This window comes from Maricaulis sp., assembly GCF_030149425.1.
Taxonomy (GTDB): domain Bacteria; phylum Pseudomonadota; class Alphaproteobacteria; order Caulobacterales; family Maricaulaceae; genus Maricaulis.
On sequence record NZ_JASBRQ010000068.1, the window covers coordinates 61138 to 74231 of the forward strand.

Here is a 13094-nt window from a genome sequence, read left to right on the forward strand (position 1 = left end):
TCGATATTGCAATACTTTGTTAACCCAGGGCGCGGTGTTACGCTTTGGGTCAGCTTGGACTTGCGTGAACATCAAGGGTGACCAGCGTGCTGAACGAGATCGAGAACCAGACCATGTCCGCCCTTTGGGACCGGGGCTCCGCCTCGCTGGACGAACTCGCTGTCGCGACCCGTTCACCCGCCGGCAAAACGCTGCAGACCCTGCGCCGCCTGGTCAATAAGGGCGCCGTGGCGCGCCGGCGCCAGGGCCAGGATATTGTCTACAAGCCGCTGCTCAATCGGGACACTGCGCGCACCCACAAACTCGGACGCGCCCTGTCGGGCATGACGACTGATACCAGCGGTCTGACCGGCATGGTGGTGCTCAGCGAAAGCGATCTCGATCCGCAGGACTGGGCCGATCTTCAGGCGGAAATCGCCGCCCGCAAGGCCCGTAAGGCCGCGCGCTAGCCCGCGTCCAGGAAAGCCCGCACATCCGCCAGCGTACGCGCCGGCGCTTCCTCATGCGGGACATGGCCGAGATCACTATAGGTGATGATACGGGCATCGGGCATGTGGGCCGCGAATTCGCCGGCATGGGCCGGCGGCACCATGACATCCCGCTCACCCCAGACGATCAGGGCCGGAGCCTCGACCCGGGCCAGGTCGGCACGCGGATCCGGCAAGGTAAAGACTTCAAGCCGCTCGACCAGGGCGTCGCCGACGCCGGGCTGGCGCATCAGGCTGTGCACACGGGCCGGCAAATCCTCCGGCATGCGCTCGGGATCGCCAAACAGGGTGCGCGAGGCGGCGGCAATACCAAATTCCGGTCCCTGGGTGAGGAAGAAGGCCACGGCCGCGGGAACCGGTACCGGCTCCTCGCTCACGCCATTGATGGAAAACCCGCCGGGCGCCAGCAGGACCAGGCTGGAGACGCGTTCGGGATGATCTGCGGCGAGCCGCCAGGCCACCAGACCGCCCAGGGAATTGCCGACCAGGCTGGCCTCATCGAGCGCCAGGGCGTCCATCAATGAGCGCGTGAACGCAACAGTGTCCGCGACGCTGTAGCGGGCCTGCGGGTCCGGCCCGGTCAGGGCATGCCCCGGCAGGTCAAAGCGGATCACCCGGTAGTCCTGCGCCAGATCGGCAGCCCAGGCGTCCCAGCTTTCCAGCGAATAGGAAAACCCGTGAATGAGCAGCAGGGCCGGCGCATCGGCGGGTCCTTCCATGCGCACGCGGGCAGTGATGCCATCGACATCGACCCAGCGGTCAGACGCTGACCAGTAGGGGCTGTCCGGGATCGGCCGTTCGGAGGCGGACAGTTCGAACGTCGGTTCAGCGCTGTCGCGATTGCCTAGGAGGACCCAGGCAGCGAGCGCGATCAGGACAAGGGCGAGAGCGACGAAAACGAGATTGCGCATGAGGACCGGTCCTGCCCGACGATAAAAGACAAACAAAAAAGATGACGGGGCGATCCGGAGACCGCCCCGCCAAGGTGCAGACTAGTAGCGCACGGCGAAGGTTGCCGTGACGGTGCGCGGATTGCCGTAATAGGCCGTCAGCACGCCTTCTGCGCCAAGCTCGGAGAGGAGCGTGTCATTGTTGACGAAGTCATAGCCGGAGACCCGGTATTCCTCGTCGCCGAGATTGCGGCCATGCAGGCCGACCTGGTAACGGCCATCTTCGCTGTCCCAGACCACCGACGCGTTGAACAGCGTGTAGGCATCCTGGTCGAGTTCCGCGAAGGGGAATTCGAACTGGCTGCTATCGCCGCGATGCGAGACCGTACCGAGCAGGGTCAGGTCGCCGCCATGCAGCGGAGTGACATAGCTCAGCGTCGCGCTGGCGGTGAGGTCCGGCGTGTTCTGGATGACGACATCATCGGAAACATCGACACCGAAGGCATTGATGAACTCCTTGTACTCGCCATCGAGATAACCGACGGCCCAGCTCAGATCGAGGCTGTCACCGGCATTGGCAACGTCCTCGCCCAGGGTCCAGAAGCCTTCATACTCGATGCCCCAGATCTCTGCCGAAGCGGCATTGGTGGTGACACCGGTGAAATCGTTGGCGACGCCGTCACCGGTCGTGTCGATACCGACCGAACCCGGGATCTGGACGTCCTGATAGTCCGAGAAGAACCAGGCCAGCGAGTGGCGATAATTGTCGCCGGCGAATTTCCAGCCGATTTCATAGCTGTCGACGGTTTCCGGCTCGAAGGACATGAAGCGGAAGATTTCAGCATCCGACACGCCACCGCTCTGGTCGAAGTCCGGTGCACCGGTCGTCTGCGCACGCGGGTCGAAACCGCCGCCTTTGAAGCCCTGCGAGTAGGTGAAGTAGACGTTGTTACGGTCGTCCATTTCATAGGCGAGCGAGAGGGTCGGGCTGAAATCGGTCCAGTCATTCGTGCCCTGGAAGTCCGACGTGGTCGCAACCGCTGCACCGGTGCCGCCGAAGAATTCGGAGAAACCGCCGAAATAAGTGCGGCGCAGAACCCGCGAGGTACGCTCGTCGGACGTATAACGCCCGCCCAGCGTGACCGAGAACTGGTCGGTCACGTCATAGGTGAAGTTACCGAAGAAGGAGTAGGTCTCGGTGTCCACTTCGCCGAACGTCTGGGCGTTGAGGCCGGCGATGACATTGTCGAGCAGCACGTCGAACACGGTCAGCGCCGAGGCGTCGAGATAGTAGTAGCCGAACACACCGGCGAGACGGTCGCCTTCATACAGGACCTGGAATTCCTGCGAGAACTGCTCGTTGTCATAGATCGCCGGGACGTCGAAATCGCCTGACGGCAGAGCGTCGAAATCGATCGGCGTAGTGCTGGAGTCTTCACGCTGCGAGGTGATGCTGCGGAAGGTCCAGTTGTCATTGATGGTCCAGTCGGCGGACAGGGAAAGACCTTCCGTGTCGACCTGTTGATCAACGACATTGAGACCACCGCGCGAGTCAAACACGTTGTCGAGGACCGGAGCGCCGGACAGCTGACCCGGGATCAGACGGTGGCCGCCGCGGGCATTGGAGGTGTCTTCGGAGGTGTCATAGCTCAGGCGGACAAAGAAGGTGTCGCTCGGCTCCCATTCCATCGACACACGGCCGGCCAGGATATCCTTGTCGTAATTCTCCGTCCCCAGGGTCAGATTGGTCCCGAAACCGTCGCGCTCATAATTGGCGATGGCGCCACCGATCCGGAAGGTGTCGCTCAGCGGCACGCTGGCGGTGATGATCTGATCGAGCTGGCCATAGCTGCCGACATTGAGACGGGCATTGAAAGTGGCCTCTGTCGGGTCGAGACGGCGCGTCACGTATTTGATCGCGCCACCAATGGTGTTGCGGCCATAGAGCGTACCCTGCGGGCCACGCAGGACTTCGATACGCACGACGTCGAAAATGTCGAGCACCGCCGATTGCGGACGATTGAGATAGACATCGTCGACATAGATGCCGACACCGGCTTCAAAACCGGCCACCGGGTCTTGCTGACCGACGCCGCGGATGAAGGCCGTCAGGGTCGAGTTGGTGCCGCGGGACACTTCCAGCGTCACGTTCGGCGTGGTTTCGCCGACCGTGGTGATGTCCACCGCACCGATGGTCTCCAGCTGCTCGCCGGAATAGGCCGTAACCGAAAGCGGCACGTCCTGCAGCGACTCTTCGCGGCGGCGGGCCGTGACAGTGACAACGTCCTCAATCTGGTCGCCATCCTGCGCCAGTGCCGCCGGTGCAGCCATCGGCAGGGTTGCCAGGATGCTACCCGCAAGCAGGGCCGACCGGGTCATCTTGAAAATCGGTTTCATTAGGTACTCCCCTCAATGTTCTGAACTGGGTTCGCTGCCGTCTGCACCCGGCTGGCGAAGTCGCGGACCGCATGTTCGAACTCTGTCGGTTCTTCCAGATGCGGTGCATGGCCCGAACGCGAAAATTCTTGTCGTGACGCGTTGGGCAGGGTTTCAACGAGATACCGGCTCGTTTCCGGGCCATAGGCATCACTGCGCCCGCCATAGGCGATCAGCGTGGGTACGCGGATTGCCGGCAGGGCCGGACGCAGATCCTGTTGCGCCATTGAAGCCCAGAGGCGGGCCATGGCGTCTGAATCGAGATGGCGCATGCGCTCGCTCGTGCGCGCGACCAGATCGGGATTACCGCGCGCGGTGTCGCGCGCGAACATGTGCGGAGTAAAGGCCCGGACATAGGCCGGCCAGTCCTTGCGCATCACATCCAGCGCCCGGGCGCTGGAGGCGGCATCAAGACCATTGACCATACCCAGCGACCAGTCGGCCGAATTGAGAATGCGCGGGCTCATATCCTCGACCACCAGACCGGCCAGCGGACGCCGGCCGGGCTCGCTCAGATATTGCCACAGCACCAAGGCGCCCATCGACCAGCCCAGCGCAACTGCGTTATCGAGCTCAAGTGCGTCAATCAGAGCGGCGACATCGCTGGCCAGCAACTTGATCGAAAGCGGCGTATCACCGGCCGGGGTTTCACCATGGGCGCGCAGATCGGGAATAATCACGCGGTGATCGCGGGCCAGTCGGGCGCTGAGATCTTCGAAGAATTGCGACGACGCCGCCCAGCCGTGCACCAGCACAATCGCGGGGCCCTCGCCATAATCGAAATAGCACAGGGGATTGCCGTCGGGCATGACCAGCTCGCGACGGTGCGATGGATCGTGATGCGCGGTCTTGGCGCTCAACATTTTTATCGCACTCCCCTTGGCACGGGCGTTTTTCTCGTTTCGTGCCATATTGCGTTAGGACCAATTTTGTGAAAACTGAATCATATGTCAACTTTGCAAAAAGCCAGCGCCTCGAAAAATCCGAAGACCGCACGCGGTCAGCGCACCCGGAACAAGCTGCTGGATGCGGCGGAAATCGCATTCGGTGAGGAAGGGTTTCACGCCACCTCGATCGGTGACATCACCGGCAGGGCACAGGTCGCGCTCGGCACTTTCTACGTCTATTTCGACTCAAAAGACGAGATTTTCCGGGCACTTGTTGCTCATATGGGTCATATGGTGAGAAGCTGGATCGCCGAGCGCGTCGCCGGGTCCACCGACCGCCTCGACGCCGAGTTCAAGGGCCTGGTGGCCTACATCGAATTCGCCCGCGCCCACCGCAATCTCTACCGCATCATTGAGGAGGCGCAATTCGTCGCCCCTGATGCATATAAGGCACACTATGAGCGCTTTGCCGAAGGCTATCAGCGCAATCTGCGCGAGGCCGAGGAACGCGGCGAGATTCGCTCAGGCGATGCCGACACACGGGCCTGGGCGCTGATCGGTATGAGCGTCTTCCTGGGGCTCAAATTCGGCATCTGGGATACCCAGCGCAGCCCGGAAGACATTGCCCGTGATGCGATCGACATGATCTCCGGAGGCCTGAAGCCATGACGGAGACGCTGGAGCAGCCCCCCATCATCTCGCATTTCGATCATGATGTGCTGACGCTTCAGCTCAACCGGCCGGCGCGCGCCAACAGCCTGACCCCGCAGCTGATCGAGACCGGGCTGACCGCCCTGCACGAGCACGGCGGCGCCCATACCGTGATCCTGACCGGTAGCGGGAGGGCCTTTTCCGCCGGCGGCGATATCGGCGGCTTCCTCGACCATGCCTCCAGCACCCAGATCCTGCTGGACTATGCCGACCGGCTGGTCGGTCTGCTCAATGAGTTCATTCTGGCCCTGGTCGAGAGCGAGGCGCTTGTGATTACCGCCGTCAATGGTCCCGTGACCGGCGGCTCTCTCGGCCTCGTTCTGGCCGCCGACCACACCGTTTTCGCCGAGACAGCGTTTGTTCAGCCCTATTACGGCCAGATCGGTTTTGCGCCCGATGGCGGCTGGACCGCGATGCTTCCGGACGTGATCGGCGCAGCCCAGGCGCGCAACTGGATCGCTACGGATACCCGTTATGACGCCATTACGGCGCTGCATCTCGGTCTGGCGCATGAAGTGGTTTCCGCCGACGAGTTCGGCACTGCCGTCCGCGCGGCGATGGAACGGTTTGCGGTCATGGACCGCGCCGTCGTGCAGGCTTCGCGGGGCCTGCTCAACGTCGACCGGGACACCCTAGCCGGCAAGCTCGATCGCGAGCGCCGCGCCTTTCTCGATCTGATCGCCCGCCCGTCCACGCTGAGCCGCATGCGGGCTTTCGCCAATGGGTCGAAACGCGAAACCGACAGGCTCAGGGAGGTCTGACGCCATGATCACCGACATTATCCGCCGTCGCGCAGCGCTGGGTCCTGACCGTACCGCCTTCCACACCGTGGAGACCGGCGAGCGCGTGAGTTATGCGCAGCTGGAAGACCGTAGCGCCCGGGCGGCCAGCCTGATGGCAGATCGCGGCGTCCGCCATGGCGACCGCGTCGCCATCCTGTGCCGCAACCGGGTCGAGTTTTTCGAGATCATGTTCGCCTGCGCCAAGCTCGGCGCCATTCTGGTGCCACTGAACTGGCGCATGCCCGGCGCGGAGCTCAAGGGCCTGATCGCCGATTGCACCCCGACCCTGATGGTCACCGGAGCCGAGGACCGCGACACCGCAGCCATCGCGATCGAGGACCAGCGCGTCACCGTGCTCGACCTGGAAACGGACTACCCCAGCGCCCGCGACGCCGCAAAACCGCACCCCGGCCGCACCGGCTGGCCCGAGGACGAGACCTGGTATCTGATCTACACCTCCGGCACGACCGGCCAGCCCAAAGGCGTCATCCAGACCTATGGCATGGCGATGATCAACTATATCAATATCGGCCAGGCCATCGGGCTGCGCGGGGATGATGCGACGCTCAACTTCCTGCCGCTGTTTCACACCGCCGGCATCAATCTGCACACGCTCCCGGTCCTGATTGCCGGCGGGCTGGTCCATATCCTGCCCGGCTTCGAGCCCGGCCCCATGCTGAAACTGATCGATGAAGGCGCTCTGGATGTCTTCATCGGTGTGCCCGCCTGCTATCGCGGCCTGATCCTGCACGAGGATTTTGCCAAGACCGATCTGACGCGTCTGCGCCACTGGGCCTGCGGCGGGGCGCCGCTGCCCGATATTCTGGTTGAGCAATTTGCCGATCGCGGTGCTGTTGTGTGCAACGGGTTCGGCATGACGGAAACCGGGCCGACCGCATTCCTGGTCGATCCGGAGCGCGCCTTGGAGAAAATCGGCTCGGTCGGCAAACCGCAGGTCATGATCGATGCCCGGATCGCATCGCATGAGGGCGTGCCCGTCGCGCCGGGAGAGACCGGCGAAATCCAGTTCTTCGGGCCGGGCCTGACCCCCGGTTACTGGAACCGCCCGGACGAGACGGAGAAACTCTTCACCCCGGACGGCTGGCTCAAGAGCGGCGATCTGGGGCGGTTCGACGAAGACGGCTATTGCTTCGTCGCCGGCCGCATCAAGGAGATGTATATCTCCGGCGGCGAAAATGTTTATCCGGCCGAGGTCGAGAATGTCCTGCACGAACACCCGGCCGTTCTGGAAGCTGCCGTCGCCGGTGTGGCAGACGAGAAATGGGGCGAGGTTGGCTGCGCCCACATCATGCTTCGCCCCAATCAGAGCGCTGGTGAGGACGAATTGCGGGCCTGGTGCCGGGAACGCCTGGCCGCCTATAAAGTGCCCAAATACGTGCGTTTCGCCGCCGATTTCCCGCGTACCGCCGCCGGCAAGGTGCAAAAACACCTTCTGCCCGAACCGGAGACGGCCCAGTGAAAGAGGCGACGCTAGTTCGCAGCTTCCGGCAAAGCGATTTCGACGCCTTCGCGGCTTTGTCCGGCGATGACAATGCGATCCATACCGACCCGGCATTCGCCGCCCGGACCCGGTTCGGCAAGACCGTGGCCCATGGCGCCATGCTCTGCGCCGTGCTGCGTGGACTGGTCGACCAACTCGTGCCGGGCGGACGCCAGCTACGCCAATCCACCATGTACCCCGCCCCTTCACCGGTCGATGAAGTACTGCGTTTCGAAGCCCGCATCCGCGAGGAGAGCGAACACCGGGTAATGCTGGACCTGTCCGTCCTCAGAGTGTCAGACGGCGAGATCACCTGCCGCGGCGAAACCGAGGTGGCGCGCTGATGGCCCGGCTGGAACTGGGACAAAGGGCCGAGCGCCGGCGCAGTTTCAGCCCTGCGGATGCTGACCAGCTGCGTCATCTGACTGGTGCGATCAGCCTCAACGGACATGTGCCCGAAGCCCTGATCAATGCGCTTTTTTCCGACCTGCTCGGCGTCGACCTGCCCGGACGCGGCACCAATTATCTGAAGCAGGAAACCGAGTTCCTGCGCCCGGCCCCGCTTGATGTCGAGATCATAGCGAGCGTCGAAATCACCCGCTTGCGGGCCGACAAACACCTTGTCGATCTGAGTACGACCTGCCGGCTTGAGGATGGCACCGAGCTGGCGCGCGGCCGCGCCCTGGTCATGGCGAGGGATGTCGACGGCGCCTGGGGGTAATGCAACCAGCAGGTTATTGCCAATCCGCCCAAGCTATGGAAACTGCCGCGCCATGCTGGCACTTTCTCATAACTCGGCTGTCGAGACACGCGACGCGCTGATCGTGGGCGGCGGTCATAACGGTCTGGTTTGCGCTGCCTATCTGGCCGAAGCGGGCCTGAACGTCACCGTCCTGGAACAGCGCGACATTGTCGGCGGTGCTGCGGTAACAGAGGAATTCCACCCCGGTTTCCGCAATTCCGTCGCCTCCTACACGGTCTCCCTGCTTAACCCGAAAGTGATTGCCGATCTTGATCTGCATCGCTACGGGCTGAAAATCGTCGAGCGCAAGGTCAGCAATTTCCTGCCGCTCGATGACGGCTATCTGCTCGCCGGTGAAGGCCTGACACGCGATCAGGTGGCAAAGTTTTCCCAAGCAGACGCGGACCGGCTGGAGGAATTCAATACCCGGCTTGAAACCATTGCCGATACGCTGCGCCAGCTGGTTCTGGAAACCCCGCCCAATCTGCGTGAGGGCGGCTGGCTCTCGGCCCTGCCCGAGCTGATCAAGGCCGCCGGCCTGGGCGGCCGCCTCGGCGGCATGCCCATGGGCACCAAGCGGGACCTGCTCGACCTGTTCTCGAAATCCGCAGGCGACTGGCTCGATGGCTGGTTTGAGAGCGAGCCGATCAAGGCCCTGTTGGGTTTCGACAGCGTCGTCGGCAATTACGCCAGCCCCTATACGCCGGGCTCCGCCTATGTCCTGCTGCACCACGTCTTCGGCGAGGTGAACGGCAAGAAGGGCAGCTGGGGTCATGCCATTGGCGGTATGGGCGCGATTACCCAGGCCATGGCGCGCTGCTGTGAAGACCGGGGTGTGGAGATCCGTACCGGTTGCCGGGTGGCTGAAGTGCTCACCGAGGACGGCGCGGCGGCAGGCATCGTGCTGGAAAGCGGTGAAGTGCTGAGCGGCCGGGCCGTGATCTCCAATCTCAATCCCAAACTCCTGTTCGGCTCTCTCGTCGACCAAGACGCCCTGCCCGCTGATTTCAACGACCGCATCGCCCGTTATCGCTGCGGTTCCGGCACCTTCCGGATGAATCTCGCCCTGTCCGAACTGCCACGCTTCACCTGCCTGCCGGAGGCCGGCGATCATCTCACCGCCGGCATCATCATTGCGCCGAGCCTGGCCTATATGGAAAAGGCTTATAGCGATGCCCGGCGCCAGGGCTGGTCGAGCGAACCGATCATCGAAATGCTGATCCCGTCCCTGCTCGACGAGACGCTGGCGCCAGACGGCCAGCATGTCGCCAGCCTGTTCTGCCAGCACGTCGCACCGGTCCTGCCCGGCGGGGCAAGCTGGGATGATCACCGCGAAACGGTAGCGGATTTGATGATCGATACGGTCGATCAATGGGCCCCGGGGTTCAAACAATCCGTACTCGGCCGCCAGGCCCTGTCTCCGCTGGATCTGGAACGCACATTCGGGCTGGTCGGCGGCGATATCTTCCACGGCGCCCTGAGCCTCGACCAGCTGTTCTCCGCGCGCCCGGTCCTCGGCCATGCCGATCACCGCAGCCCGCTGAAACGGCTCTATCAATGCGGCTCCGGCACCCATCCCGGCGGCGGTGTGACCGGTGCACCCGGCCATAACGCAGCGCGGGAAATCCTCAAGGACGTCCGGGCCCGGCGCATATAACTATCCCGTTTATGGTTTTTGGTTGCGTTGCGCTAATCGAAGCCCTTATCCTTTTCATGCCTGTTTAGAAGGGGATAGGACTATGGCTAAGAAGGGCAAGCTGAGCCGCCGCTCATTTCTGCTGAATGTCTCTGGGGGCATTGTTACGGCAGGCGCCATGGCCTCGGTCACCGGCCGGGCCGAGGCGCTGCAGCAATATACTGGCGAAACCGACAACGATTCGGGCAGCTATGCGGACCGGGCCGGCTATGGCCGCCAGCGTCGCACCGGCAATACCGATAATGACAGCGGCAGCGGCGCGGACCGCGCCGGATATGGTCGCCAGTCGCGCACAGGCAACACCGACAACGACAGCGGCACCTATGCCGACCGGGCCGGCTACGGCTCGCAACGCCGCACCGGCAATACCGACAATGACAGCGGCTCCAACGCAGACCGCGCCGGATACGGTCGCCAATCGCGCACAGGCAACACCGATAACGATAGCGGATCCAACGCAGACCGCGCCGGATACGGTCGCCAGTCACGCACAGGCAACACCGACCGGGATAGCGGATCTAACGCAGATCGCGCCGGATATGGCCGCCAATCGCGCACCGGCTGCACCGATAGCGATGGCGGATCCAACGCGGACCGCGCCGGATACGGTCGCTGCTAGACCCCCGGAGACAAACAAAAAGGGGCGGGCCGCATCATCGCAGCCCGCCCCTTTTTTGTATCAGCCAACCAGCGCCGGATCAGGCGCGCGCGACGGCTTCCATGATCAGCTGCTGGGCTTTCTCGGCATCGCCCCAGCCTTGGACTTTCACCCATTTATTGGGCTCAAGATCCTTATAATGCTCGAAGAAGTGCGTGATCCGGGCCAGCAGCGGCTTCTGCACGTCGGTGAAATTCTTCACGTCGTCATAGAAAGGCGTGAGCTTGGTGTGCGGCGCCGCGAGAATTTTCTCGTCCAGCCCGCTCTCATCTTCCATCAAGAGCACACCAACCGGACGCGCCCGGACAACGCAACCCGGCATCAAAGTGGTCTGGCCCAGCACCATGACGTCAATCGGATCGCCGTCATCAGACAGGGTGTGCGGCATGAAGCCGTAATTGCACGGATACATCATCGGCGTATGCAGGAAACGGTCGACGAAAACCGTACCGGCATCCTTGTCCATCTCGTATTTGACCGGCTGGCCGCCGACCGGGACTTCGATGATCACATTGATGTCTTCCGGCGGATTGATACCGGCAGAGATTTTATCAAGGCGCATAGGATGGGCTCCTTGCAGGACTGGAAATTGGCGCCTCTCATACGCCGATAGCGAGGCCGCGCCAATGCTTTCGCTGCGCTGCAATATGAAAAATCAGCATCAAGCGGTGAGCTTACCCTCGCAATTGCCCCCACGGGCAGACTGGAGGCATGATCCCGGCATGAGCGAACACGCCAATTCCGACCTCGTCGGGCTGATCCTGGCTGGAGGGCAAAGCCGTCGCATGGGGCGTGACAAAGCCGCGCTGGACTGGCGCGGCCAGTCATTGCTCGAGCGGGCCCGCACCTGCCTGCAAGCGGCCGGATGCAGCACCGTCCATGTCCTCGGCCCCGACGGCAGCCTGCCCGACCGCAGGACCGGTTGCGGACCGGCCCATGCGCTCTATGACGCCATGAACACGCTCAACACCAAGCGGGCCTTTCTGGCCCTGCCGGTCGACATGCCACGGCTTGAGCCGTCCGACCTGACAGCCCTGGTCGGCGCACAGCGCGCCCGCGCCTATCGCGACCACCCGCTCCCGGCCTTCTTCCCCGCCCGCCTCCACAGCAAGTTTGAACCGCCCGAACACTTCTCCATGCGCATGCTGCTCGAGGCTTATGAGGTCGACTGGATTGATACCGACCCATCACGGACCGATCACTTTGCCAATATCAACACACCTGAGGACTTCGCAGCGCTCGATAAGACGCTAAATTGAGCGCGAGCCAATAACGGGATTGATTTGGACCGGACCGCTTTCACCGCGACCGCATCACCGCTGATCGACGCTTTCGGGCGGACGATCAGCTATCTGCGCCTGTCTGTCACCGACCGCTGCGACCTGCGCTGCGTTTATTGCATGAAGGCACGCCCGGACTTCCTGCCCAAAGCGCAATTGCTGACTTTGGAAGAGCTGACCCATGTTGCCGACGCTTTTATCCGCCGTGGTGTCAGTAAAATCCGCATTACCGGCGGCGAGCCGCTGGTCAGGCGCGACATCCTCACCCTGATCGAAAATCTGGGCGCCAGGATTGGGAGCACCGCGCTTGAGGAGGTCTGCCTGACCACCAACGCCACGCAGCTGCCGCGTTATGCCGAGCAGATTGCCGCGGCCGGCGTCAAACGGATCAATGTGTCGCTCGACACGCTGGATGCGGGCCGGTTCGACACCCTGACCCGCGGCGGCCGGCTCAGCGACACGCTGGACGGTATCGAGGCCGCGGCGCAAGCTGGATTGCAGGTCAAGATCAACACGGTCGCCCTGAAGTCCGGAAATGCCGATGAGCTGGACCGGCTTGTGAGCTGGTCGCACGAGCAGGGGTTCGACATCACCTTCATCGAGGTGATGCCCATGGGCGATGTCGGCTTTGACCGGGCCGATCAATTCCTGCCGCTGACTGCAGTGCGCGATGGTTTCGAACAAAACTGGACGCTGAGCGATATTCCCGATCGCACCGGCGGACCGGCGCGCTATGTCCGGGTGGCGGAAACCGGCGGCAGGATTGGCTTCATCACTCCATTGACCGAAAATTTCTGCGCCGGCTGCAACCGGGTCCGCCTGACCTGTACCGGCCAGCTTTACATGTGCCTGGGCCAGTCGGACCGGGTCGACCTGCGCGCAGCCCTGCGCGAGGGCGGGCCTGATGCCCTCGACCAGGCGCTGGATGCAGCCATGCAGGCCAAGCCCGAAGCCCATGACTTCGATGTCAGCCGCGGCGCTGGCCCCTCGGTCGGGCGCACCATGGCGCATACGGGAGGTTAG

14 protein-coding genes are annotated in these 13094 nt (G+C 63.1%); 10 read left to right on the plus strand and 4 right to left on the minus strand.

The genetic code is table 11. The features are described from left to right. Positions 1 to 86 precede the first annotated feature (86 nt). Entirely contained in the window at positions 87 to 449 is a 363-nt protein-coding gene (locus Q1V57_RS11995) for a BlaI/MecI/CopY family transcriptional regulator (protein ID WP_300531073.1), read from the plus strand. Here the strand turns inward: Q1V57_RS11995 and Q1V57_RS12000 are convergent. From Q1V57_RS12000 to Q1V57_RS12010, 3 genes are all read right to left on the minus strand, one after another. Beyond that, positions 446 to 1399: an alpha/beta fold hydrolase gene (locus Q1V57_RS12000; protein ID WP_300531075.1), complete on the minus strand. Its 954-nt coding sequence runs from the start codon at positions 1397 to 1399 to the stop codon at positions 446 to 448. The genes Q1V57_RS11995 and Q1V57_RS12000 overlap by 4 nt on opposite strands. An 81-nt stretch (positions 1400 to 1480) precedes the next feature. After that, positions 1481 to 3775, minus strand: a complete 2295-nt coding sequence (locus Q1V57_RS12005) for a TonB-dependent receptor (protein WP_300531077.1) — start codon at positions 3773 to 3775, stop codon at positions 1481 to 1483. Then, a complete protein-coding gene (locus Q1V57_RS12010) occupies positions 3775 to 4677 on the minus strand; it encodes an alpha/beta hydrolase (protein ID WP_300531080.1) in 903 nt (300 codons plus the stop codon). The genes Q1V57_RS12005 and Q1V57_RS12010 overlap by 1 nt, the downstream gene beginning before the upstream one ends. 84 nt (positions 4678 to 4761) lie before the next feature. Between Q1V57_RS12010 and Q1V57_RS12015 the strand changes: the two genes are divergently transcribed. The 7 genes from Q1V57_RS12015 (at position 4762) to Q1V57_RS12045 (ending at position 10752) form a co-directional block, all read left to right on the plus strand. Beyond that, a complete protein-coding gene (locus Q1V57_RS12015) occupies positions 4762 to 5370 on the plus strand; it encodes a TetR/AcrR family transcriptional regulator (protein WP_300531083.1) in 609 nt (202 codons plus the stop codon). Further along, a complete protein-coding gene (locus Q1V57_RS12020) occupies positions 5367 to 6173 on the plus strand; it encodes an enoyl-CoA hydratase/isomerase family protein (RefSeq protein WP_300531085.1) in 807 nt (268 codons plus the stop codon). Before Q1V57_RS12015 ends, Q1V57_RS12020 begins: the two co-directional genes overlap by 4 nt. A gap of 4 nt (positions 6174 to 6177) precedes the next feature. Then, positions 6178 to 7674: a long-chain fatty acid--CoA ligase gene (locus tag Q1V57_RS12025; protein WP_300531087.1), complete on the plus strand. Its 1497-nt coding sequence runs from the start codon at positions 6178 to 6180 to the stop codon at positions 7672 to 7674. Further along, entirely contained in the window at positions 7671 to 8039 is a 369-nt protein-coding gene (locus Q1V57_RS12030) for a MaoC/PaaZ C-terminal domain-containing protein (protein ID WP_300531090.1), read from the plus strand. Before Q1V57_RS12025 ends, Q1V57_RS12030 begins: the two co-directional genes overlap by 4 nt. Beyond that, positions 8039 to 8416: a phosphate acetyltransferase gene (locus tag Q1V57_RS12035; protein ID WP_300531092.1), complete on the plus strand. Its 378-nt coding sequence runs from the start codon at positions 8039 to 8041 to the stop codon at positions 8414 to 8416. Before Q1V57_RS12030 ends, Q1V57_RS12035 begins: the two co-directional genes overlap by 1 nt. Before the next feature lie 52 nt (positions 8417 to 8468). After that, positions 8469 to 10094, plus strand: coding sequence for an NAD(P)/FAD-dependent oxidoreductase (locus Q1V57_RS12040; RefSeq protein WP_300531095.1), 1626 nt, complete (start codon positions 8469 to 8471; stop codon positions 10092 to 10094). 82 nt (positions 10095 to 10176) lie between these two features. Further along, on the plus strand, positions 10177 to 10752 hold the full coding sequence (locus Q1V57_RS12045; RefSeq protein ID WP_300531098.1) for a hypothetical protein: 576 nt from the start codon (positions 10177 to 10179) through the stop codon (positions 10750 to 10752). A gap of 79 nt (positions 10753 to 10831) precedes the next feature. On the opposite strand, the gene ppa is transcribed toward Q1V57_RS12045, so the two are convergent. After that, complete coding sequence (ppa, locus tag Q1V57_RS12050) at positions 10832 to 11353, minus strand: inorganic diphosphatase (RefSeq protein WP_300531100.1); 522 nt, start codon at positions 11351 to 11353, stop codon at positions 10832 to 10834. 160 nt (positions 11354 to 11513) lie between these two features. Between ppa and Q1V57_RS12055 the strand changes: the two genes are divergently transcribed. Both Q1V57_RS12055 and moaA read left to right on the plus strand, forming a co-directional pair. Beyond that, positions 11514 to 12050: a molybdenum cofactor guanylyltransferase gene (locus tag Q1V57_RS12055; RefSeq protein ID WP_300531103.1), complete on the plus strand. Its 537-nt coding sequence runs from the start codon at positions 11514 to 11516 to the stop codon at positions 12048 to 12050. A gap of 24 nt (positions 12051 to 12074) precedes the next feature. After that, positions 12075 to 13094 (plus strand): GTP 3',8-cyclase MoaA, encoded by a 1020-nt coding sequence (gene moaA, locus Q1V57_RS12060; protein ID WP_300531106.1) that lies wholly within the window; start codon positions 12075 to 12077, stop codon positions 13092 to 13094.